Source organism: Microcoleus vaginatus HSN003 (assembly GCF_022701255.1).
GTDB classification, from domain to species: Bacteria; Cyanobacteriota; Cyanobacteriia; order Cyanobacteriales; family Microcoleaceae; genus Microcoleus; species Microcoleus vaginatus_B.
The window spans coordinates 1,483,268-1,505,945 of record NZ_CP031705.1 but is presented as its reverse complement, the minus strand read 5'-3'; the positions used below and the strand labels follow the sequence as shown (position 1 = coordinate 1,505,945).

General features: G+C 45.2%; 21 protein-coding genes. 16 read left to right on the top strand and 5 right to left on the bottom strand.

Annotated elements, in window-relative coordinates:
- Window positions 1–6: 6 nt before the first annotated feature.
- Entirely contained in the window at window positions 7–1,659 is a 1,653-nt protein-coding gene (locus D0A37_RS06335) for an FAD-dependent oxidoreductase (protein ID WP_242722395.1), read from the bottom strand.
- Window positions 1,660–1,717: 58 nt separating this feature from the next.
- Between D0A37_RS06335 and D0A37_RS06330 the strand changes: the two genes are divergently transcribed.
- From D0A37_RS06330 to D0A37_RS06305, 6 genes are all read left to right on the top strand, one after another.
- Window positions 1,718–2,095, top strand: coding sequence for a hypothetical protein (locus tag D0A37_RS06330; protein ID WP_242722392.1), 378 nt, complete (start codon window positions 1,718–1,720; stop codon window positions 2,093–2,095).
- Complete coding sequence (locus tag D0A37_RS06325) at window positions 2,095–2,259, top strand: hypothetical protein (protein ID WP_242722390.1); 165 nt, start codon at window positions 2,095–2,097, stop codon at window positions 2,257–2,259. Before D0A37_RS06330 ends, D0A37_RS06325 begins: the two co-directional genes overlap by 1 nt.
- Before the next feature lie 33 nt (window positions 2,260–2,292).
- The gene (locus tag D0A37_RS06320; protein WP_242722388.1) at window positions 2,293–2,478 is read left to right on the top strand and encodes a PIN domain-containing protein; all 186 of its coding nucleotides are present in this window, start codon (window positions 2,293–2,295) and stop codon (window positions 2,476–2,478) included.
- Window positions 2,479–2,690: 212 nt separating this feature from the next.
- A complete protein-coding gene (locus tag D0A37_RS06315; protein WP_242722385.1) occupies window positions 2,691–4,322 on the top strand; it encodes an McrB family protein in 1,632 nt (543 codons plus the stop codon).
- Window positions 4,323–4,378: 56 nt separating this feature from the next.
- A complete protein-coding gene (locus D0A37_RS06310; RefSeq protein ID WP_242722383.1) occupies window positions 4,379–5,581 on the top strand; it encodes an McrC family protein in 1,203 nt (400 codons plus the stop codon).
- 459 nt (window positions 5,582–6,040) lie between these two features.
- On the top strand, window positions 6,041–8,818 hold the full coding sequence (locus tag D0A37_RS06305) for a non-ribosomal peptide synthetase (protein ID WP_242722381.1): 2,778 nt from the start codon (window positions 6,041–6,043) through the stop codon (window positions 8,816–8,818).
- Between the two features lie 477 nt (window positions 8,819–9,295).
- Here D0A37_RS06305 and D0A37_RS06300 read toward each other — a convergent pair whose 3' ends face one another.
- A complete protein-coding gene (locus D0A37_RS06300) occupies window positions 9,296–10,300 on the bottom strand; it encodes a phosphoribulokinase (protein WP_006632794.1) in 1,005 nt (334 codons plus the stop codon).
- Between the two features lie 588 nt (window positions 10,301–10,888).
- Between D0A37_RS06300 and cpcD/petH the strand changes: the two genes are divergently transcribed.
- From cpcD/petH to D0A37_RS06270, 6 genes are all read left to right on the top strand, one after another.
- The gene (gene cpcD/petH, locus D0A37_RS06295) at window positions 10,889–12,094 is read left to right on the top strand and encodes a bifunctional rod-capping linker CpcD/ferredoxin--NADP reductase PetH (RefSeq protein ID WP_242722379.1); all 1,206 of its coding nucleotides are present in this window, start codon (window positions 10,889–10,891) and stop codon (window positions 12,092–12,094) included.
- Window positions 12,095–12,419: 325 nt separating this feature from the next.
- Window positions 12,420–13,736, top strand: coding sequence for a homoserine dehydrogenase (locus D0A37_RS06290; protein ID WP_242725389.1), 1,317 nt, complete (start codon window positions 12,420–12,422; stop codon window positions 13,734–13,736).
- Between the two features lie 163 nt (window positions 13,737–13,899).
- Window positions 13,900–14,070 (top strand): helix-turn-helix domain-containing protein, encoded by a 171-nt coding sequence (locus tag D0A37_RS06285; protein ID WP_242722377.1) that lies wholly within the window; start codon window positions 13,900–13,902, stop codon window positions 14,068–14,070.
- Between the two features lie 100 nt (window positions 14,071–14,170).
- A complete protein-coding gene (locus D0A37_RS06280; RefSeq protein ID WP_242722375.1) occupies window positions 14,171–14,359 on the top strand; it encodes a hypothetical protein in 189 nt (62 codons plus the stop codon).
- Window positions 14,360–14,525: 166 nt separating this feature from the next.
- Entirely contained in the window at window positions 14,526–16,586 is a 2,061-nt protein-coding gene (locus D0A37_RS06275) for a WD40 repeat domain-containing protein (RefSeq protein WP_242722373.1), read from the top strand.
- A 193-nt stretch (window positions 16,587–16,779) separates the two neighbouring features.
- Entirely contained in the window at window positions 16,780–17,406 is a 627-nt protein-coding gene (locus tag D0A37_RS06270) for a hypothetical protein (protein WP_242722370.1), read from the top strand.
- Here the strand turns inward: D0A37_RS06270 and cobS are convergent.
- Window positions 17,403–18,200 (bottom strand): adenosylcobinamide-GDP ribazoletransferase, encoded by a 798-nt coding sequence (gene cobS / locus D0A37_RS06265; RefSeq protein WP_242722367.1) that lies wholly within the window; start codon window positions 18,198–18,200, stop codon window positions 17,403–17,405. The genes D0A37_RS06270 and cobS overlap by 4 nt on opposite strands.
- Window positions 18,201–18,463: 263 nt before the next feature.
- On the opposite strand from cobS, the gene D0A37_RS06260 reads away from it, so the two are divergent.
- The 3 genes from D0A37_RS06260 (at window position 18,464) to D0A37_RS06250 (ending at window position 20,467) form a co-directional block, all read left to right on the top strand.
- A complete protein-coding gene (locus tag D0A37_RS06260) occupies window positions 18,464–18,913 on the top strand; it encodes a hypothetical protein (protein WP_242722364.1) in 450 nt (149 codons plus the stop codon).
- Window positions 18,914–19,138: 225 nt separating this feature from the next.
- The gene (gene tgt / locus D0A37_RS06255) at window positions 19,139–20,269 is read left to right on the top strand and encodes a tRNA guanosine(34) transglycosylase Tgt (RefSeq protein WP_242722361.1); all 1,131 of its coding nucleotides are present in this window, start codon (window positions 19,139–19,141) and stop codon (window positions 20,267–20,269) included.
- Window positions 20,270–20,329: 60 nt separating this feature from the next.
- Window positions 20,330–20,467 (top strand): photosystem II reaction center protein K, encoded by a 138-nt coding sequence (locus D0A37_RS06250; protein ID WP_006634808.1) that lies wholly within the window; start codon window positions 20,330–20,332, stop codon window positions 20,465–20,467.
- An 85-nt stretch (window positions 20,468–20,552) separates the two neighbouring features.
- On the opposite strand, the gene D0A37_RS06245 is transcribed toward D0A37_RS06250, so the two are convergent.
- Complete coding sequence (locus D0A37_RS06245) at window positions 20,553–21,107, bottom strand: glutathione S-transferase family protein (RefSeq protein WP_242725387.1); 555 nt, start codon at window positions 21,105–21,107, stop codon at window positions 20,553–20,555.
- Window positions 21,108–21,220: 113 nt separating this feature from the next.
- Window positions 21,221–21,802, bottom strand: a complete 582-nt coding sequence (locus D0A37_RS06240; RefSeq protein ID WP_242722358.1) for a manganese efflux pump MntP — start codon at window positions 21,800–21,802, stop codon at window positions 21,221–21,223.
- A 197-nt stretch (window positions 21,803–21,999) separates the two neighbouring features.
- On the opposite strand from D0A37_RS06240, the gene D0A37_RS06235 reads away from it, so the two are divergent.
- On the top strand, window positions 22,000–22,599 hold the full coding sequence (locus tag D0A37_RS06235; protein ID WP_242722355.1) for a cytochrome b/b6 domain-containing protein: 600 nt from the start codon (window positions 22,000–22,002) through the stop codon (window positions 22,597–22,599).
- Window positions 22,600–22,678 lie beyond the last annotated feature (79 nt).

Here is a 22,678-nt window from a genome sequence, read left to right as displayed (position 1 = left end):
CTTTAATTACTTCACCTCCTTATAATCAACTCCATAACTCGTATCTCTCCCCGACAAATACGTCTTTTTCCCCGTTAAAGTCTCCAGAGTTTTTTTCGTTTCAGCCGAAGTAATCGAATTCAGCGGCACGCCGAACTTGCTAGCCAAACCAGCCGCTACGCCCACACCTTGTCCTTGATAAATATTCACCGTCGCAATTCGCCCGACGGATACAGCCATACCGACATAACCGGACGATCGCCCAACAATGGCTAAATTCTTGACTTTGCTAGCCAAAGCGCTTTCTATGCCGAAATTATAGACTGGCAACGGCGGAATTCTCGCAGATAAATGCTTGACTCCGCCCCGCATATCGAAATCGTAGGAAAAACTGCCGATCGACTTTCCGGGTACTGTTCCGCCTTTGATAATCTCCTTCCCCGTCAGTGGATCTACCACATCGCGAATGTTCAAAGTTTGCCTGATATAAACCTCGTCTGGAAGAAATACTCTCACATCTTTACCAGACTTCTTTTGTAGCCATTGTTGAAGCTGTGACATTTCTTTAATCATTTCAGGAGTCGGTTTTCTGCCGTTAGCTTCCATTTTCATGATTTGGTCAACTTGGTATTTAAACAGAAACCCGTTCCAGGAGAGCACATTTTTGTTATAAACGCAGACATTGCCTTTATCAAAAAAGAATCCTTTGTTTTGACTAAATGGCAGATTTCTGTCTATGTGATAAGCTGCGCCTAGGGCTACGCTTCTGATGTCGTAGCCGTCGGTATATGGCTGATAAATCGTACTCCAGAAATTCCTCATCCAGAATTTGGTACTAGCCGGATCTTTAGATTTTTTAATGCTTTCTTTAATTTTTTTTACCATAGGCCGGTTGTAGAGAATTTGATCTTCTATTCTGCGGAATTCGGACATCGTTATACCCGTAATTCTGGGAACTACAGAGACAGCTAAAGTTTCATTTTTGGATTTTATATTTTGTGATTCATATCCTGTATAATAAGATAATCCTGCTTTTCTTGCCAATTCTGCGTCTTGAGTTACGTCAATAAAAGAGTTGGCTTTAATCCTTAAATTTTTGCCTTTTACTTGGGCATATTCGATTTTTTTATCTACGACGCGGGGAGTAAGAGTGGAGTTGGAAATAACTTTGACTCCTGCTGCTGAAAGCATCTGTTTGAGAGCTCGATCTGCCTTTTTTGGGTCTAAGCAAGTTTGGGGCGCATTCGCTTTATCTAAGAATTCCTTAAAACATTGGGCGTAGGGTTGGCGATACCAATTGGGGATTTTATCTAAATCGATGTAAGCTAACCCGCCGCGGGTGAGTAAGCCACCCAAAGGAGCAGTTCCGTGGTTCGATCGCACAATCACAACTTTGCCCTTTGCGCCTAAAGTTTTCTTAGCCCATATCGCCGCACATATCCCCGGTACTTCATCACCATATACTACTACATCAAACTTTTGCTCCGGTGATTTTTTGGGAACTACCGGAGGCGGAGTGCTGGGTTTTTGCTGTAGAGTTCCAGCGTCTAAGGTAGCACTTGCTGGGTCTCTATTTGCGATATAATTTTCTATTTCTCTGAAAGGCGGATAATTAAGTAAAAGTTCTAGGGCGGCAAAGATGATTGCAATTGAAGCTAATTTCTTAAAAGTAGGGAGCATTCAGTTGACTCGTTTATAAATTTGCATTACCTGAAAGCGTAGTTCAGGGTTTACGGAGTTGAATATAGCACGTTTAGATAATTTCGACACAAGTTTAAATTTTCCGGGAAGCGTGGTAAAGGAATCTTCTCAACCCAAACCTGGTGATGCTGTCCTTGGCAGCCAAAATGCTACAATTACATCTATTACCAATTTAAACATAAAAAACATGACTTTTGAGGCGGTTTTAAATCTTGTTAAGCACTTGTCTCTAGCCGAAAAGTTACGATTGATTAAGTGGATAGTTCCTGAAATAGAACGAGAATTAGTTGTTCTGCCCGCTCCCCGCAAATCATTGTGGGGTTTATGTGCTGACTTGGGAATTGCACCTTCTGCCGCTGATATAGATGAAGCTCGCAGCGAAGAATGGGCGAATTTCCCAAGGGAGGATTTCTAATGCTGCGTGCTGTGGCGGATACTCATGCTGTGATCTGGTATATCTTTGCCGATTCGCGACTTTCGGTGACTGCTAGAACGACAATAGAACAGATAGCTGCCGAGGGAAATCAGGTGGCTTTTTCATCAATTACATTAGCCGAAATTGTCTATCTGAGCGAGTGAGGGCAGATTAATTCAACAACTCTCGATCTATTATTGAGAGAAGTTGAGAGCGATGATGCCTTATTGGTTGAAATTCCTTTCGATCGCAATATAGCTTTGACTTTAAGGCAAGTTGACCGATCGCAAATTCCCGATTTACCCGATCGCATTATTGCTGCTACTGCTTTGTATCTTAATGTAGCCGTTATTAGTCGCGCCGGATTCAATTATCTAGTATAGACACAATTTGGTAAATCTGAGTCACTCGGCGCAAGTTTAAATTTTCCGGGAACTGTTGTTAGCGGTTTTGCCTGTGTTACTGGTTTGGGAGGGCTATTGATGACGGTAAGGATGGTGAGTGCGATCGTATCTCAGATATCTGGTGTCGGGAAGGGCAATCGGCTACAATAATTTAAGAACAACAATTAAGTCACCTTAAAAACATAGAAAAAATGGAAAAAGTTTTTGTACATCCTGAATGCCCTTTTTCAGAGAACACATTTAACCTATTGACCGAATTTTATAAAAATCGCAGCTCTGATTTTTACAGGCAACACAAAAAAGATTTATTAAAATATGTAGAAGAGCCAGTCAAGGATATTTTAAGCCAGGTGGAATATCTGTTGCCTGATTTTATTAAAGAATATATCAATCTCAAGTGTGAGAAACTTGGACAGATTATTGCAATCAACGATTTGCAATCCATAGCGTACAGTGTAGCTTTGGGTTTAAAAGATTTCTACTCTCTGGATAACAATCCTCAGTTAAGGATAAGTTTTGAAGAACACAAATTAACTTTTGGTTTTCACTCACATATAAAAAACCTAGGGGAAATTATTGAAAATTATTATTCTAACTATAGACCTAATACACGCATTAAAGAACTGCTCAAAATATATAAATTTTCCCAGCCCACTTATTACTATTTAACTCACGGAACGGAGCCTGGGATTCACGATTTTGGGCTCTTTAATACCCCCAATAAAAAAGTTAAAAGTATTAATGAATTATTACAATACTTGTTTAATTTACAACAACTAGACGTTCCTTTCATACATAACATTAATAGTATTCAGGTCAGTGTATCACTTGAATCAGAAGAAATATTAGGATATTCTGCTAAACAGTTAATTCATAAAATCACACAAACCTTTAAAAAAGTATTTCCAGTGTTTTTATTAGTGCTGGGCGATTATCACCCACCTCTTAGTGAATATCTTTCAGTCTATGAAAAGGAATTTAACCCAGTGTATCAACTAGAAGAAATTTCTGAAATTACTGCTTTTAAAATAACGCAACTAACCCAATGGATACACGCCATTAACCGCAAAGGCCAAACCATCATCCAAGGCCCACCCGGAACCGGAAAAACCTTTATAGCCGAAAAACTAGCCAAACACTTAATCGGCGGCGGTGACGGTTTGTCAGACATTATCCAATTTCACCCCGCCTACACCTACGAAGACTTTATCGAAGGCCTCCGCCCAATAACTCAAAACGGACAATTAACCTACTCAATAGTTCCCGGTAGATTCCTAGAATTCTGCGAAAAAGCCGAAGCCTGTGAAGACACTTGCGTTCTCATTATTGATGAAATTAATCGCGCAAATCTATCTCAAGTCTTTGGCGAGTTAATGTATCTCCTAGATGACCGACAAGACACAGCACGCTTTATTAAACTAGCCAGCGGTAAACTATTTAGAATCCCTACAAATGTCCGCATTATCGGCACAATGAATACAGCAGACCGTTCTATTGCCTTAGTCGATAACGCACTCCGCCGCCGCTTCGCATTCATTCCCGTCTATCCAAACTATGAAGTCCTGCAACACTATCACCAAAAATGGCAAACAGGTTTTCCAGTGGATAAATTAACTAGCATTCTAGAAGATGTCAATCAGGCAATTAACAACCAACACTATGAACTAGGCATCTCCTTCTTTTTGACAAAAACCTTAGCTGAAGATATCCAAGATATTTGGCAAATGGAAATCGAGCCATACCTCGAAGAATACTTCTTTGATAGCCTGGAAAAAATGGATGAATTTCTCTGGGAAAATATCAAGAATAAATTGGGCTATTGACAATCTAACGCCGTCATTAACGCCGATACGGTGGCGTTACTGCATCCACCACAATTATGAAACCAGAATCCCGCCGAATTATCGAACTTACAGAATATCAATTAGCAACTTTTGAACAAGACTCAATCCCCGAATCAGTAGGACAGAAAATATACCATAATTATGCCAAGGAAATCGAGATAGAATTTCCCAACTTTAAAACAAAATATCAATGGCATTTAAAATCTAAAGGCAGAGTTGGCAACATTCCCATCACTCCAGAATTTCACATCGCCATCCGCCCCAAGGTTCCCATAAACAACCTCTTCGGAATGCTTGACTATGCCTACAAACTTAAGATAAAATTTCCCCAAGGATCGATTCAGTGCCAATTTTTAGAACAAAGTTACGAGAGATTAGCTAACATTCTTGCCCAAAAAATTCTAGAACGCTGTCGCAAAGGATTATATCGCGATTACTTATCCAAAACAGAAAGACTCGCCTACATTCGCGGCCGCGTCGATTTGCGGTCAGCCCTGCAAAAACCTTGGGATGTTAAACTAAAATGCCACTACAACGAACAAACAGGCGACATCGAAGACAATCAAATACTCGCTTGGACACTCTTCATCATTGGCCGCAGCGGTTTATGCGGTGAATCTGTTTCATCCACAGTGCGAAAAGCCTTTCACGCACTCCAAGGATTTGTCACATTAAAACATTTTAAATCCGAAGCTTGTATTGATAGAAATTATCACCGTTTGAATCAAGATTATCAACTTTTACACGCCTTATGTCGATTCTTTTTAGATAACACAGGGCCTAGTCACGAAACAGGCGATCGCGAAATGCTCCCTTTTCTCATAGACATGGCTAATTTATATGAACAATTTGTCGCTGAATGGCTCAAAGCAAATACACCAAAAGGCTTTTTTGTCAAACAACAACACCGAGTCACCCATGACCAAAACTATTTCGATCGGATTGACTTACTCCTAGGCGATAGTGAAACAAAAAAAGTCCAATACGTCCTCGATACAAAATACAAAGCTCCCGATAAAGTAGCCAATAATGACATTCATCAAATAGTTGCTTACGCAAATGCCTTAAAGTGCCAAAATGCAATTCTCATCTACCCGCAAAACCTCAAACAGCCACTAGATATAAAAAATGACGATATCCGAGTTCGCAGTCTAACTTTTTCCCTAGATAGCGACCTCAATGAAGCCGGAAAAACCTTCTTAAAATCTCTACTTCCAAACACCCTCCCCTATTGGTGACAACTTAAGAAAACGTACAAATTTTTAAGGCATACAAAAAAAATGTAAATAGCTAAAACATTTACAGGCAAAGCAGTTTAGCTCCATTGAAGGAGTAAGGGATCATCTCTGTTTTGCTTTTTTACTGCGATCGCCCCCGCTCGCTAATGAGATGATTCCCAAAACAGTCTTATGTACAACAGCTTAATTAATAAGCCGTAGAATTAAAACAAGAGAAAAAGTAATTATCCAGAAACAACTTCCGTTCCCCAAAAGCGCATTGATTCGCGCCGCCATATTCAGATAGACCTGGCAACTGTGATAGATTGGTTCGACGCAGTATTACTGCACTGCGGCAGTTTCGACACTGCACAACAAGCAGTCCACAAAAAGCTGTGAGCTGGCTGGATGAATGCGGGAGAAGGAGTTGCCGACAGGCTGCCATTTCTTAAGCTCGCTTGCCCTACTTAAATCACAAATATGATGAACTCTCAAGATTTTTTGACGAGTGGTGATGGGTACTTACCCAACAAGGAAACTGATGCGCTAAAAACTACCCACGATGTCTGTGTTGATGTTCCATTATATACTCACGATATTTCCTCTGTCGAGGACTCTCAAGTCGATCTAACTCGATCTGACTATGTGAGTATCCATCAATGGTTTGAAGCACAGGTTAAGCAGACTCCTGATGCGATCGCCCTGTCATTTCAAGGGCAAGAATTAACCTATGATGCCTTAAATCAACGCGCAAACCAGCTCGCCCATTACCTTCAAGCACTAGGAGTGCAACCGGATGAACTGATTGCTATCTCTATGAATCGCTGCCTGGAAATGGTGATTTGCTTTTTGGGGGTGATCAAGGCTGGGGCGGCCTATGTGCCGATCGACCCAACCTATCCCCACGAACGTCGAGCGTACAAGTTACAAGACGCCGCTGTGCGATTCATTTTGATTCAACAGCATCTGGTTGAATTTTTGCCAGAACACAATGCTCGCGTGATTTGTCCAGATACAGACTGGCACGAGATGGCGCTATACAGCACTGAAAATTTGTCTCTGCTGACAACGCCCGAGCATTTGGCTTACGTTATTTACACCTCTGGTTCGACGGGATATCCCAAGGGTGTAATGATTGCTCACCGGGGCATGGTTCACCACAGCAAGGCGATCGCACAGGCATTTAATCTTGGATTGGGCGATCGGGTACTTCAATTCTCTAGCATGAGCTTTGACACCATCATTGGGGAAGTTTTTCCATCCTTGGTAAGTGGTGCAACAATCGTGCTGCGAACGGAAGACTGTATTAGCTCTACCCGCCAATTCCTCGAATTTATTGAGCAAGAACGCATTACTATTCTGCACTTGCCAACTGCTTTTTGGCATGGCCTCGTCAGCGGACTCTCATTGCTACGCGTTCCCATGTCGTCAGATGTGAGATTGGTGATTGTGGGCGGAGAAAAAGCCTCTCGGGCTCTGTATGGTGAATGGCGACAATTGGTTGGGCAATATCCTCGTTGGCTCAATGCCTATGGGCCAACTGAAACTACGGTGACGGCCACCATTTTTGACCCGATCGCTGAAGATTACGATCTCAGTAGTGAAGCAGACATTCCGATCGGTCGTCCTCTTCCCAACAGCCAAATTTACATTCTGGATGAAAACCTAAATCTTGTGCCAGATGGCGATATTGGAGAACTGTATATTGGCGGCCCAGGGCTTGGGAGGGGATATCTCAATTTGGCAGAACGCACTGCAAGTAATTTTGTTGCTAATCCATTTAGCGATCGACCTGAAGACAAACTTTACAGAACAGGGGATACTGCCCGCTATTTACCAAATGGAACGTTGGAGTTTATTGGTCGCATCGATTTTCAAGTAAAAATTCGAGGTTTTCGGATTGAGTTACTAGAGATTGAAACCTATTTGGAACAGTACCCATCTGTGCAACAAGGTATAGTTTTGGCACGGGAAGATGTACCCGGTGAAAAGCGCTTAGTGGCATATATCATTCCGAAGCACGGACAACCAATTCAGGTGTCTGCATTGCGTAGTTTTCTACAAACAAAGCTACCGCCATACATGATTCCGCCAGCGGTTGTAGTGATGGAGAGCTTCCCCATGACCCCCAATGGTAAAGTCGATCGTCGTGCATTTCCAGAACCGCAGGTTGTCGATCTGGTTCAGTACGGTGAAGTTGTGTTGCCTGCTGATGTACTAGAAACTCAACTTCTCCATATTTGGGAGCAGGTACTCAATATTAAGCCGATCGGTACTACGGATAATTTAATGGATTTAGGCGGTACATCCCTGCTAGCAGCTCGCTTAGCTGACAAAATTGACGAAAAGTTCCAGCAGAGTTTGCCACTATCGATTATCTTCCAAGCCCCAACCATCAAACAATTAGCCGACATTCTACGTCAAGGGAATATCCCCAGCCAAAGCCTTTCCTTAGTTGAGATTCAACCGAAGGGTTCTGTGCCACCACTATTTCTGTTTGAAGGAGTGTCTATTTATTATCCGTTAATTCCATATTTGGGGCTAGATCGGCCGATATATGCCCTAATTACTCTTGTTAAAGATCGCATGAATGGACCACTCAATAAGGTTGAGGCGATCGCAGACTATTACATCAATGAACTCGTGAAGGTGCAACCAGAAGGCCCCTATTATTTGGGTGGTTTGTCATTTGGAGGTATTGTTGCTTTTGAGGTAGCTCAAAAATTGGCAGCTAAAGGACAAGAAACAGCGTTATTGGTGATGTTTGATTCCATGTTGCCCTCTGCCTACAAGCCCCTACCCATTCAGCAGCGGCTGCGCTTCCATACCCAAAAAATTGCTAAGGAGGGTATAGGTTACATCGTCCGTAGTGTCGTCGATAAAATAATGACACTTACAGACCCCATGACAATGCCGGCCCGCAAGACGATCGGGCGATACTTTAAGCCGAAAGAACCTACAGAGTCAATGTCTTACACCACAGACTATTTGATGACAGAGAAGATAATTCAGCAAGCAGAACGAGCTTACGTGCCAAAACCCTATGCTGGCAAAGTAGTTATGTTTAAAGCGCTGGATTCTGAAGAGGGCGTAAGTGTCAGTCTCGATCCGGATCTAGGCTGGAAACCTTTTCTCAAAGACAATCTGACCATTTACGATATACCTGGAGACCATCTAGGTATTTTACAGGAACCCAATGTCGGGGCGATCGGCAACCGAATGAAGCTATTGCTGGAAGAGGTAATGGTGCAGCAGTAAAGTTTTTGGCATTCTTAATCGATATTCAGACAGGGTTGCATCGAATTATTGCGGTTATTAGAAAGATGAGGTACAACTTAGATTGCAGAATTTTAGATTAGGGGAGTGGAGGATTGGAGGATTGGGGGATTCGAGGATTGGGGAATTGTTAATGAATTGGTGAATACCTCATCTTTCCGAGAACCGCTATAGATAATTCAAGAAAGTAGAACTACCCTCAATCAAGCATGAAAAACATTTTTAAACTCTCTATTGCCACACACTCTACCCTAACTCAATATGCTTGGGTTAACGCTTTTTTCCGAATCTCATCTCACGATTTCATAGGCAATACAGGCATTTTTTGAAATTTAGATATTTCTGAAATGAATTGTATTATGCCCTAACTCTTCTCTGCGCCAAAATCACCCTCTGCGGTTCATTTCTCCACAAAAAAAGAGGCGCAATTGCGCCTCCCAAATCTTTCATGTCTGTGTTCTAAACACTAACAGCCACTTTCGCTTCTTTTGCAGTCAACTTCTCGTAAGTCGCCCGCATCTTCAATCCGACTAACACTTGGAACAAACCAGTTCCATTGTTAGAACCAGGATATTCGCGGTGCTGAAGCAACAGGTGAGTTAACTCGCCTTCATACTTCGCAGAAGTCTTGCTCAAATGGCTTTCGATGTAAATAACTTCTTCGAGATTCTCGAATTGACCATCTACTTCCAAAATCGAGACTTCGTGACCGTAGAAAGCATCGGGCCCGTAGTACATCTTAATTCCGGGATAGGAACAAGTCAGCTTGCGGCCGCAAGGAACCCAGTTAATTGTTGAACCTTCGTCAAACAAATACGCAGGCTCAAAATTGGCGATGCCTTCGCGCTGGATCATCTGCACGCGCAGAACCTTCCGCTCTTTGTCATCTTTGATCAAGTTGGTCGGCAACACTTGAATTACCACATCAGCATATTGCTTTTGCGGGTCGATGTAGGCGGTAAAATCCGGTTTGCGAGCATTGATCGCAAACAGCACGTCTTCGTAACGGTGGCCCCGTTCCGCCATGTCGCGCTGGATTTTCCAAGCAATTTTTACCTCGTCGCTGATGTCGAGGTAGACGCTGAAGTCGATGAGCGATCGAACTCGCTCGTCGTAAAGCGGATGCAGCCCCTCAATCACAATCACGTGATTCGGCTCTACCCTTTCGGGCGGGTCGATCATACCGGTTTCGTGGTTGTAGATCGGCTTGTCGATCGCATTACCTTCTTTGAGCGCCTTCATTTGCTCTGCCATCAGGTCAAAATTGTTCGCTCTGGGGTCAAGGGCAGTAATCCCTGTTTCCTTGCGCTGCTTGCGATCGAGACTGTGATAGTCGTCGAGGCAGATTACAGTCACGAAATCTTCCCCGAACAAATCTGTCAATCGGCGTAAAAAAGTAGATTTTCCGCATCCGGAATCTCCGGCAACGCCAATTAAAACCACGCGATCCGGCTTACTGGTCATAGTTTCCCTCTAACAAAATCACTGTTTACTAACTAACTCAAGTCTAGATTCCACAAAATTTCAGCCCGCAGGTAGCCACAAGCAGGTTTTGTGCTGCTTTGCTACCCCGAGAGGATCAAGTTCTCACCAGCATACAGCAGTGAGTTGACTGCCTGCCCGGGAAGACCCAAGCAATCTTCAAGGCAAGTAATTAATACTAACTTTAGCGGTTAATCTTACCAGAATGCGTCGGCCCCCTACAAGCTCAACCTCATTAAACTGCTGGAATCTTCCTTTCTCTGGTGGGGCGCTCCCCAAATCACAAGGACTTATCGGGGCAGATCCCCCGATCGGGTAAAATATTGGCAGTACGCAGACAACAATAGCTATAGGTCAACAGCCGAACGCAATAGGGCTCGGTGAGCGCGGCGTTCGGCTAGTAGGGAATTGGATACGCGAGCGATCGCAACTTCAACCTTCCCGCCGGCGTGGCGAGGCCCAAAAATTGGCGAGGCCAATTAGTCCCGATGGCCTTAAGAAAAAAGTAAATTGAGTCTAACGTCACATTCTCTTTCTTTATAACTCTGTATCGTGAAGGAAAATCAACCAATGTACAGCCCAAGCTTATCTGGTGGAGCGGCCAACTCAGAATCAGGCAGCCGCATCTTTGTTTACGAAGTGGAGGGTATGCGTCAGAGCCAAGCAACTGACCAAACAAGTAACCCGATTCGCCGTAGCGGCAGCGTATTTATCTCCGTGCCCTACGATCGCATGAATCAGGAAATGCGTAGGATTGCTCGCATGGGTGGAAGAATTGTCAGCATCCGCCCCTCAAACAGCGCTCCCGAAACAAATGGCAAAGTCGCACCAGAAGCAGGGCTACAGAGTCAGAAATCTGGAGAAAAAACTAAGCCCATGACTCAAGCCAAGGAAAAAGTTCAGGTTCCTGTTAACCTCTACAAGCCGGCCAATCCCTATATTGGTAAGTGCATTTCTACAGAAGAATTAGTCAGAGAAGGCGGCGAAGGCACAGTCCGCCACGTCACCTTTGACCTTTCTGGAGGCAATTTGCACTATCTCGAAGGTCAAAGTATCGGGATTATTCCCGATGGCACAGATAAAAACGGCAAACCTCACAAAATTCGGCTGTACTCGATCGCCTCCACCCGTCACGGCGACCACCTCGACGACAAAACAATCTCCCTGTGCGTCCGTCGGCTGGAGTACAAAAGCCCAGAAACTGGCGAACAAGTGTTCGGCGTTTGTTCGACTTTTCTCACCGGTTTGCAACCGGGGGATGATGTCAAAATCACCGGCCCCGTAGGCAAGGAAATGCTGTTGCCCGACGACGAAGAAGCCACCATTATTATGATGGCTACCGGTACGGGTATTGCTCCCTTCCGCGCTTACTTGTGGCGGATGTTTAAAGAAAACAATCCCGATTACAAATTCAGAGGTTTAGCTTGGCTCTTCTTGGGAGTTGCTTACACTCCCAACATTCTCTATAAGGAAGAGTTGGAGCAATTGCAGCGCGAGTTCCCCGATAATTTCCGCTTGACTTATGCCATCAGCCGCGAGCAAAAGAATGCTGACGGCGGCAAGATGTACATTCAAAACCGGATTCAAGAGAACGCAGACCAATTGTGGGAATTAGTTCAAAAGCCGAATACTCACACTTATATCTGTGGTTTGAAGGGTATGGAAGGCGGAATTGATGAAGGAATGTCTGCGGCGTCTAGCAAGTACGGTGTTGAATGGGCTGGCTATCAGAAACAGTTGAAGAAAGAGCACCGTTGGCACGTTGAAACTTATTAATGTGTTACCTGATTTAATCTGATTTGTAGGGTGGGCTTGGCTCGCCCTACAATTGTTTTTAGGGCAATTGTCTCCGACTTGTAATATCGTTTCCGCTTGCATCGGAATAATAAAATCGAGTCAACAGTTAACACTCAACCATTCAGTTTTTCGACCCGCCCGTCAACAGTCAACAGTCAACAGTCAACAGTCAACAACCATAAGGAGTGCAACCGGAATTGATATAAGGTACCGAATGCGTACCCTACAATACTATTTTGATTGCTCCGGTACGGGAATAGCCTACAATGGTTGTGGCTTAATTGAGTTTCTACGGGTCAAAGTCGTGGCTTTCAAAATTGGTTTGTTAGGTTTGGGTACAGTTGGCGCGGGAACAGCAGAGATTTTGCTCTCCCCAGATGGCCGCCATCCGCTGTTGCAGGAATTGGAAATCTATCGGGTGGGAGTGCGCGATATTTCTCGAACTCGGTCTTTACAATTGCCAGAAAATGTGCTGACAACTGACCTAGAAGCGATCGCAACTGACCCGGAAATTGATATTGTAGTAGAATTGATTGGCGGATTGGAACCGGCGCGATCGCTCATTCTGCAAGCTATTGCCAGCGGCAAGCACGTCGTCACTGCCAACAAAGCAGTTATCGCCCGCTACGGGAATGAAATCTTCGAGGCCGCCAACAAAAAAGGCGTTTACGTAATGCTAGAAGCTGCTGTCGGCGGCGGCATTCCAGTCATTCAAAGCCTCAAACAATCTTTAGGTGCAAACCGCATTCAAACTGTCACCGGCATTGTCAACGGCACAACTAATTACATCCTGACGCGGATGCAAACAGAAGGCGCAGACTTTGCCGAAGTGCTCGCCGAAGCTCAGCAATTAGGTTATGCTGAAGCTGACCCCACAGCAGATGTAGATGGATTAGATGCTGCCGATAAAATTGCTATTTTAGCCTCGCTAGCTTTTGGCGGACGCATCAAATTAGCCGATGTTCACTGCGAAGGTATCAGAAAAGTTAGTGCGGCTGATATTGACTACGCCGACAAGCTGGGATTTGTGATTAAATTGTTGGCTATTGCTCAAGAAACCTCCGGCGACAATGGTAAGCAAGCGGAGGGAGAAAGCGAACTGCTGTCAATTCGAGTGCATCCTAGTTTTGTGCCGAAAACTCATCCGCTAGCCAATGTCAACGGGGTTTACAATGCAATTTTAGTCGAAGGAGAGCCGATCGGGCAATTGATGCTGTACGGTCGCGGCGCCGGTGCGGGGCCGACAGCTAGCGCCGTAGTATCCGACATTATAAATGTGGCAGCCATCCTGAAAAGCCAAGCTGTTCCGACTCCTCATCCTTTGCTGAGTTGCAGTCACCAACACTACTGCAAAATTGCTCCGATGCAGGAACTTGTTACTCGCTTTTACGCCCGTTTTCTGACGCGCGATACTCCGGGGGTAATTGGCAAACTCGGCACTTGTTTCGGCAACCACAAAGTTAGTTTAGAATCGGTTGTGCAGACGGGAATTCACGGCGATTTAGCAGAAATTGTCGTCGTGACTCACGATGTTAGGGAAGGGAATTTTCAACAAGCACTCGATGAAATTCGCGCGCTGGAAGCAGTCGATAGTATTGCTAGCACGTTGCGAGTTTTGTAAAAGTGATTTGCTAGGGGCGGGTTTCACATAGAATATTTGCCAATCATTGACAATCTCTAAAACCCGCCCTCCCCCAACCATAAATCCCGATGTACACTTTTCGCATTTGATACAGCAGATTCTCTGTATAGAATACCCTGTATTTAGTAGATAAGCGAAAAAAATGAAACCTTATTCGATCGAGTTTCGTGAGAAAATAGTTGAAATTTATGAACAAGGTGATATATCAATTAGGAAATTAGCCGCCAGATTTGATGTGAGTAAAGGGTTTGTTCAAAAAATCTTAAAACCAAAACAAACAACGGGTCAATCGATTTTAGATTTTAGATTTTAGATTTTAGATTTTAGATTTAAGCATTGACCCCACGGATAAATTCGGGGGCTTGTGTATCGGATACAGGTGTTTTATTTCTCCGTCCTGAGTCTGCGAAGGAATGAATTCGGGGGCTTGTATCCTGGATGCTTTCGGTCATCTCAAACCTAAAAAACAGGGTGGAAGCCCCAAAACTGTGTTAAACTCGCGCACAACTGAATTGACCCAGATGGGAGAAAAATTTCCTGATAGCACGTTGTCAGAATATTGTGAATATTGGCGTTTGAGCTACAACGAAGCAGTCAGCTAAGCGCATGATGTGTCGTGAATTACCAAAAAAAATTGACGCGAAAAAAAACCATACCCAGTAGTCAATCGGCCACTGAAAGAGTGCAAATTTTGAGGTGTTCCTTGTGGGGAAAAAGTGAAAATTTTTCACCCTGACAACTTTTGTAGAGTAAGTAGGTAAAAGTGCTATGACACAAAATCCTAATCAGCCTAGAGAATATGATGCCGTCCTTGGTGGTGAATCCTCAACACCAGCTAACGCGGCTATTTTGGGAGGTATCGAAGGTGTAAAGAGGCGCTTGGCGAGTGCAGTTATCGAGCAACGAATTGCTGCTGTTTCCGAGGCGCTTAAGTATGGAGAAGCGGGTTTAGATTTGGTGATTCAAGCGTTGCAGGATGAATCAGAACAGGTACAAAGGGCTGCATATCGGCTATTGCGGGAAAGGGCAGAGCCGAGAGTTAAACAGATTTTACAAGAATACAATCCCTGGCGACTTTTTGAGCCCTTGTATCAAAGTAATTTTGGTTGGCATTCAAGTTCGGTTAATTCCGTCGCTATCAGCCCTGATGGACGAACTATTGTTAGTGCAAGTGACGACAAAACTATCAAAGTTTGGAGCCTGCATACCGGGGAATTGATCAGAAATCTTGAAGGACATTCACACGTGGTTTATTCCGTAGCGATCGGCACAGATGGGCAAACTCTTGTAAGTGGGGGTTGGGACAATATTAAAATCTGGAACCTGGACACTGGGGAATTAATCAGAACTTTTGCAGGAGATTTAAATTATTCCGTAGCGATCGGCACAGATGGGCAAACTCTTGTGAGTGGGAGTGGGGACAATATTAAAGTCTGGAATCTGCACACAGGGGAATCGATCAGAACTCTCGAAGGACATTCAGACGAGGTTACATCCGTCGCCATCAGCCCGAATGGACAAACTTTGGTGAGTGCAAGTGTGGACAAAACTATCAAAGTCTGGAATTTGCACACCGGGAAATTAATCAGAACGTTTGCAGAACCTTCAAACTCAGTTTATTCCGTTGCCATCAGCCCGGATGGGCAAACTCTTGTGAGTGGGAGTGGAGACCGTACTATCAAAGTCAGGAATCTGCACAGGGGAGAATTAACCAGAACCCTTTCAGGACATTCAATGAGCGTTAATTGCGCCGTCATCAGCCCGGACGGGCAAACTCTTGTGAGTGCGAGTTGGGACAAAACTATCAAAATCTGGAAGCTGCACACCGGGGAATTGATCGGAACTCTCGAAGGACATTCAAGCTCAATTAATTCCGTAACGATCGGCACAGATGGGCAAACTCTTGTGAGTGGGAGTGGGGACCAAACCATCAAAGTATGGAATCTGCAAGCCCGGGAATTGATCGGAACGTTTGGAGAACATTCAGACGTAGTTAATTCCGTTGCCATCAGCCCAGATGGGCGAACTCTTGTGAGTGCGAGTTGGGACAAAACTATCAAAATCTGGAGTCTGCACACCGGGGAATCGATCAGAACTCTTGAAGGACATTCAGATGCAGTTAATTCCGCAGCCATCAGCCCGGATGGGCTAACTATTGCGAGTGGGAGTTACAAAACCATCAAAATCTGGAATCTGGATACCGGAGAATTGATCAGAACTCTTGAAGGACATTCACACCAGGTTAATTCTATTGCCATCACTCCGAATGGGCTAACTCTGGTGAGTGGCGGTTGGGACACCATCAAAGTATGGAATCTACACACAGGGGAATTGAGCAAAACCCTTGTAGGAAATTCACAGGGGGTTAATTGCGTTGCCATCAGCCCGGACGGGCAAACTTTCGTTAGTGGAGATTGCCACAACACCATCGAAGTTTGGAATATGGAAACCGGGGAATCGATCAGAACTCTTGCAGGACATTCAGATTTAATTAGTTCCATAGCCATTAGCCCGGATGGGCAAACCCTTGTCAGCGGGGGTGGGGGTTACGACAAAACAATTAAAGTCTGGAATCTGCACACCGGGGTATTGAACAGAACTTTTGCAGGACATTCACGATCAGTTAATTCCGTCGCCATCAGCCCTGATGGGCAAACTATTGTGAGTGGAAGTTATGACAACACTATCAAAGTTTGGAGCCTGCACACCGGGGAATTGATTAGAACTCTCGAAGGACATTCACACGAGGTTAAATCCGTTGCCATCAGCTCGGATGGGCAAACTCTTGTGAGCAGCGCTCGGGAAATTGTAGTGTGGGGTGTGCGGTAAAGTTTTTGTTGGGTAGAGTTTCGAGTCGCAATGTACTCGACAAAACTGGACAACCCGACCAAGAATCCCTTACTCAACTCGATGCCCTCTTCGCCTAGCAACTGTGCCGTTCGAGGAGAATTGTAGCCCCGATTCATCTCATTTACAGTAATTAATAGCGAAACAAAACCTATAATGGTGAACTAAAAAAATTATGCCATACAGTCAATTTACTACGATCGCCAAAGCGAAACAAGCTTTCGGTCTGACAGTCCAAGAGGGAGCTCGCTTTATACCTCCGCTAAACCCGATCGCACCCTCAGACATCCTCAGCGGCACCCTCAAAGATAGCCTCCCCATCGTCGCCACATCGGGAAGTGAAAAAGCGCGATCGGAAGGAATCATCTATCCCGTACTGCTGGAAGTGAGGCGGATTCTCGATCGCAAAATTAGCCTTTTCTCCGGCGAAGACTTCACCATCGACGAAGCTGTCGGACTGAATGGAGTGTTTGATTTTCTGCTGACGCGATCGTCCGAAGTGCTAGAAATTGAAGCCCCCGCCGTTGTAATTGTCGAAGCTAAAAAGACCGACCTCAAAAGCGGATTGGGTCAGTGTATTGCCGAAATGGTTGCCGCTCAACGCTTCAATCAAGCCAAAGAAAAAAACATCCCCATCATCTATGGGAGCGTGAGCAATGGCATTCAATGGCAATTTATCAAACTCGAAAACCAAACTGTGACGATCGACTTATCCGTCTATCCTCTGCCCCCAGTCGAGCAAATCCTCAGCTTTTTCGTTTGGATGATGCAGAATGGTGCCGTTAACTCAGAAACAATTTAACCTTCCAAAGCCGCCAAAAGACACAGCAACAAAGCCTCCGTCCACTCGACTACAGCACCGTAAGTATCGCCCGTGTGGCCGCCCAAACGGTGGTTAAACCAGGCTCCGGCAAAAATTCCGATCGCACTTCCCCCCAAAGCCATCCCCACCGCCAACAGCCACCGATCGCCCTCCAAGACAACTTGCACCACGCTCAAACTAAGCAGCAACAGCACTCCTGGGATAAAATCAAAAGGAGAATAAATCGATTCCTTGTGAAAAGCTCCCTTACCCTCGGCCCGGAGATAGGGATAGCGGGCGATCGCCACCAGTTGGGCCCACCTTCCCCAACCGGCGACGCCCATCAAAGCCAGCCACCGATAGTTATTCAAGTCCGAGAGAGCGGCAGTTTTCAGCAGCACGATGGCGATCGCAGCCATCGCCCCAAAGGCTCCTGTAACGCTGTCCCGCATGACTTCCAGCCTGCGTACCGGGTCGGGTACAGCCAGCCCGTCCGCCGCGTCCATTGCCCCGTCTAGGTGCAGCCCGCCAGTCACGGCGATGCCCAAGACTACCACCAAGGCCGATCGAGTCAGAGCAGGCATTCCCAACAACTGCAACCCAACATCAGCCAGTCCCACCATCCCGCCAATCAAAAGCCCGATCGCCGGTGCCAAGCGGGCAATGCCCCGAAACTCCAAAGTCCAAGACACCGGTACCGGCAAACAAGTATAAAAAGCGACTGCGGCTGCTATGGCAGCGCCTTGATTCCGGAAAAAGTCGATCGTAGAGCGAACCCATTTATCATGCACCATAAGATAGAAAATTTTTCATCTGGTATGCAGTTGTCAATCGATTAGCGTGTGCCAGAATTGGACTGTAACACCCTAGTTTTTTGGATCGAGCGTTGCTCCCTCCTGTCGCCCGCTCTTTTCCCCGGAAAACGTCTGTCGGCAGCGATCCCAAAGCTCCCTCTCTAAAATGACTAAACTCAATATCCGCGTTTCCCTTCCCAAGAATTCTAGCTAACTCCCTGATGTTCAAGACGGGAAAATACTACAACAGAGGCTTTTACTCCATGAGTCACGATCAATTGAATAACAGGGTAGTTGCTCCTTGCATCATCGATACAGGGATTGTCGTCAACAAACGCGATATCAAAAGATTGCTGTTTGATTTAGGACGTGTCCGCTACCTTCACATACAAGATGGCCAGATTTATAGCGAAGGGGAAGGTTATGTACTCGAAGTCTTCGCCAACCCCCACCGTTCTACCCTGATTGCCAACCATGCGCTTTATTTGAACGTGTATAGTTTTGATTACCTGGAACTGAAACAGTCCCCTGAAGATGGTGCTTATTTTGACCTGATTCAAGAGGGACGGCAGTTGCGGTTAATTCCCCTTTCCAATCCTTTGCAAGAGCAAGTCGCCCGGAATTTAAATGCTGCGGCTTTGGATGCGGTTGTCGATCAGGTACTCTCAGGCAACTGGGATCTGCAATTGGATGATGATGATTCCCCCTTTTAATCGTCAGTCAGTCGATTTTAGATTTTAGATTTTAGATTTTAGATTTACTTGCAGCATTGAATCTGGGAGTTAGAACTAAGGTCTAAAATTTTTTGCCCTCCACGACGATTGTGGGAAACTTGTATCCGTTTTTGGGCGGGGTCATGAGTTTTTTGTCGCGATGTCAACAACAATAGATTAGATAACACGGACGGCCGAGTAGCGGTTAACGATCGTCGGGGACTAATGACTGAAGACAACGCGAGATTTACTTTTAAATGTCAGGCTAATTGCAGCCATACCCAAGCCCGTGCAGGGGTTTTTACAACTCCCCACGGTGTTGTGGAAACACCTAAATTTATGCCAGTGGGGACGCTAGCTAATGTCAAAACTTTGACACCGGCACATCTTGAGGCGGCGGGTTCTCAAATGGTTTTGGCCAATACTTATCACTTGCACTTGCAGCCGGGGGAAGCGATTGTCGCAGGCGCCGGTGGATTGCACAAATTTATGGCTTGGCCGGGCCCGATGCTGACGGATTCGGGCGGCTTTCAGGTGTTTAGCTTGAGCCAAATGCGGACTATTTCTGAGAATGGGGTGACTTTTCGCTCTCCCCGCGATGGCCGCATGATTAATTTGACGCCGGAACGATCGATCGAAATTCAGAATGAGTTGGGCGCTGATGTGATTATGGCCTTTGACGAGTGTCCCCCTTACCCCGCTACGCGGGAAGAGGTGGAGGCGGCGACAAATCGCACTTACCGCTGGCTGCAACGCTGCATTCAAGCTCACTCGCGCCCGGATCAAGCTTTGTTTGGAATCGTCCAGGGGGGCGTTTTCCCCGATTTGCGATCGCGCGCGGCGAACCAGTTGGTAGATTTAGATTTACCAGGCTACGCCATCGGCGGGGTTAGTGTGGGGGAATCGGGGGATTTGATCGCAGAGATTGTGAAGGTGACTGCGCCTCTGTTGCCGGCAAATAAACCGCGTTATTTGATGGGGATTGGGACTTATCGGGAAATGGCGCTGGCGGTGGCGAGTGGTGTAGATATGTTTGACTGCGTGATTCCGACTCGGCTGGCCCGCCACGGGACGGCTTTTGTGGGTGGGGAACGCTGGAGTTTGAAAAATGCTCGGTTCCGGGAGGATTTTGCTCCGCTGGATGAGTCTTGTCCTTGTTATACCTGCCAAAAATTCAGTCGGGCTTATTTGGCTCATTTGGCGCGGGCTAACGAAGTGCTGGGGTATACTTTGCTGGCGATTCACAATGTCACGGAGTTGATTCGCTTTACTGGGAGGATGCGGGAGGCGATTTTTGCCGATCGATTTACTGAAGAGTTTGCCTACTGGCTGGCACCGAGAGTCGATCAATCATGATTGCCTTGGGTGAAGATATGCGACAATTATGAAAATTGTGTTGGATAGGTAGGTTGATTCATGGAAGCTGCATTACTCTTAGCAAAACTGCCCGAAGCTTATTCGATTTTTGAGCCTTTGGTTAATGTTTTGCCGGTCATTCCCGTGTTTTTCTTGCTGCTGGCTTTTGTTTGGCAGGCGGCTGTCGGATTTAGATAAGTTTGATTTCATTAAAAAGCAGGGGCAATTTTTGAATTGCCCCTGCTTTTAGATATTAAGTTTTGTTTCGTTGTTCTTTCTGCCTTCAGCTACCGCCGATCGCACTTTTGAAAGCCGGTCTTTCTGAGATCCGCTTGATGTAATCTACAACAGCCGGATAAGCACTAAGGTCTAGTTTTAGCATCATCGGAATGTAGGCCAACATTGACCCGACTGCTGCGTCGGCGACGCCAAATTCATCACCCATTAAAAATGGCTGTTTCTCGAAGATTTCATTTAACGGTTTTAACAACTTGGGAGTTTCGCGATCGCGACTTGCTTCGACAAATATTCCCGGGCCGAGGGTGGCGTTAGCAAAGATGACCCACTGCACGATTTGAGCTTGCTGCTCCAAATTATCGGGCATTTTACCATGTTTTTGAGCTAAATACAACAGAATTGCGCCGGATTCCCAAAGTTTGAAATCTCCGTCAACAATTGCCGGTACTTTGGCGATCGGGTTAATTTCGAGATACTCTGGCTGCAAGTGTGCCCCTGCTTGCATATCCAGCATGACGAATTCGTAGGGAACTCCTATTTCTTCTAGATACCACTTGACAATTGAGGCCCTGCTGCGGGCTCCGCCGTAAAGTTTCAGCACCGAATTTTTATCCTTTAACACAATATTGCTGTTATAGCATTTTTTGGGAATTGGGAATTGAAGTCACCAGAGACTCTGATGTCAATGTTCGACTAATGACTCCTGACTAATAACTAATGACCGATAACTAATGGTATTTCTGTCAAGTGCAGAAACAAGATTCTGCTGCCAATAAAAATCAAAATTGCTCCGCCCAATATCTCAATTTTATTAGCAAACAAGTTGCCGCACTTGTGCCCAATAAACACGCCTACAAAGGCTAAAAAGAAAGTAATAAATCCGATCGCAGTCACCGCAAGAGCGATAGAATCTTTCAGGACAGCAAATCCGATGCCAACTGCGAGGGCATCGATACTCGTCGCCACCGACAGCGTTATCAAAGTCCCCGTATCTAAGGGATTGAACTTTTTCTCGCATTCTTCACTTTGCAGCGATTCATAAATCATTCTCCCGCCAATGAAACTCAAAAGCCCAAAAGCGATCCAATGGTCGATCGGTGTTATCAAAAAACTAAAACTAAGACCGATTAACCATCCTATTACGGGCATTAAAGCTTGAAAACCTCCGAAAAATAAGGCAATTTTTAAAGCTTTATTGACCTTCATGTGTTTGATTGCTAAACCGCTCGAAACAGCCACAGCAAAAGCATCTGCTGCTAGTCCCAAGGAAAGTAATATGGTAGTGGCTGCATCCATTTGTGTAAACTCTTAGGTGTTATAAATAAAGTGTTCCTCTTGACTGTTTTAGTTTACACTAAATTTTGATATAATTACGTTCTTATCATAATCTATTCATTTTTGAATCCAATTTATTTCACAAGTGGCGAGGGTTGAAAATATCAGCGCTTAGCTGTATTCTGTAAAAGATTATTTATCAAGTAGCAGAATTGACTATGCCGCAATCTAGACCGTACCAGCCATTGCTGCTCAGGTTACTGCATGGGGTTAACGCTGCGATCGCCCTTTTAGCAATTTTGAGCGCATTTCTGGTTTACAACACCTACGATGGGCGGTTTGGCAAAGTCCCCGTACCTCAGATTGCAGATATTATCGGGATTCACGGCACTTTTGGCAAGATGTTGCTGTTAGGAATAATGCCGGCTTTTGCATTGTACAGTTTCCACGCAGGTCAAAAACGCTTGGTGCAGCCGGATTCTTTTGGGCAACTAACGCAGTTGGGAAAACCGATTTGGTGGTACAGTTTGCACCGGATTGTGAATACATTGATGTTGCTGGCACTGACTTTTTCGCTCGCTTCTGGCAGTATGGTTAAGGAAGAATGGCTGCCGGCTGGGGAATTGACGCGGGTTTGGTATTATTTACACGCTTCTGGTTGGGTGGTATTGGTGTTGTGTCTGGCAATGCACTTGTTGATGAGTGCGAAGGTGGGGGGTTTGCCGCTAATTTTGTCGATGTTTGATGCCGCATATCGCCCGGAAGATTCGCCGGCTGCTTGGTGGAAGAAAATTCGCTCTTTGGTCGATCGCTCTTAATGTAAAAATGCTTAATTTGAAAATGAACAAAAATATTTTATTAATTGTTGCGGAAGTCTTGGTAATGGGAGGCTGGTTG

Coding starts and splice junctions, on each gene's coding strand:
- D0A37_RS06335 (WP_242722395.1), bottom strand. CDS start 1,659: ATGCTCCCTACTTTTAAGAAATTAGCTTCAATTGCAATCATCTTTGCC.
- D0A37_RS06325 (WP_242722390.1), top strand. CDS start 2,095: ATGCTGCGTGCTGTGGCGGATACTCATGCTGTGATCTGGTATATCTTT.
- D0A37_RS06315 (WP_242722385.1), top strand. CDS start 2,691: ATGGAAAAAGTTTTTGTACATCCTGAATGCCCTTTTTCAGAGAACACA.
- D0A37_RS06310 (WP_242722383.1), top strand. CDS start 4,379: ATGAAACCAGAATCCCGCCGAATTATCGAACTTACAGAATATCAATTA.
- D0A37_RS06305 (WP_242722381.1), top strand. CDS start 6,041: ATGATGAACTCTCAAGATTTTTTGACGAGTGGTGATGGGTACTTACCC.
- D0A37_RS06300 (WP_006632794.1), bottom strand. CDS start 10,300: ATGACCAGTAAGCCGGATCGCGTGGTTTTAATTGGCGTTGCCGGAGAT.
- cpcD/petH (WP_242722379.1), top strand. CDS start 10,889: ATGTACAGCCCAAGCTTATCTGGTGGAGCGGCCAACTCAGAATCAGGC.
- D0A37_RS06285 (WP_242722377.1), top strand. CDS start 13,900: ATGAAACCTTATTCGATCGAGTTTCGTGAGAAAATAGTTGAAATTTAT.
- D0A37_RS06280 (WP_242722375.1), top strand. CDS start 14,171: ATGAATTCGGGGGCTTGTATCCTGGATGCTTTCGGTCATCTCAAACCT.
- D0A37_RS06275 (WP_242722373.1), top strand. CDS start 14,526: ATGACACAAAATCCTAATCAGCCTAGAGAATATGATGCCGTCCTTGGT.
- D0A37_RS06270 (WP_242722370.1), top strand. CDS start 16,780: ATGCCATACAGTCAATTTACTACGATCGCCAAAGCGAAACAAGCTTTC.
- cobS (WP_242722367.1), bottom strand. CDS start 18,200: ATGGTGCATGATAAATGGGTTCGCTCTACGATCGACTTTTTCCGGAAT.
- D0A37_RS06260 (WP_242722364.1), top strand. CDS start 18,464: ATGAGTCACGATCAATTGAATAACAGGGTAGTTGCTCCTTGCATCATC.
- tgt (WP_242722361.1), top strand. CDS start 19,139: ATGACTGAAGACAACGCGAGATTTACTTTTAAATGTCAGGCTAATTGC.
- D0A37_RS06250 (WP_006634808.1), top strand. CDS start 20,330: ATGGAAGCTGCATTACTCTTAGCAAAACTGCCCGAAGCTTATTCGATT.
- D0A37_RS06240 (WP_242722358.1), bottom strand. CDS start 21,802: ATGGATGCAGCCACTACCATATTACTTTCCTTGGGACTAGCAGCAGAT.
- D0A37_RS06235 (WP_242722355.1), top strand. CDS start 22,000: ATGCCGCAATCTAGACCGTACCAGCCATTGCTGCTCAGGTTACTGCAT.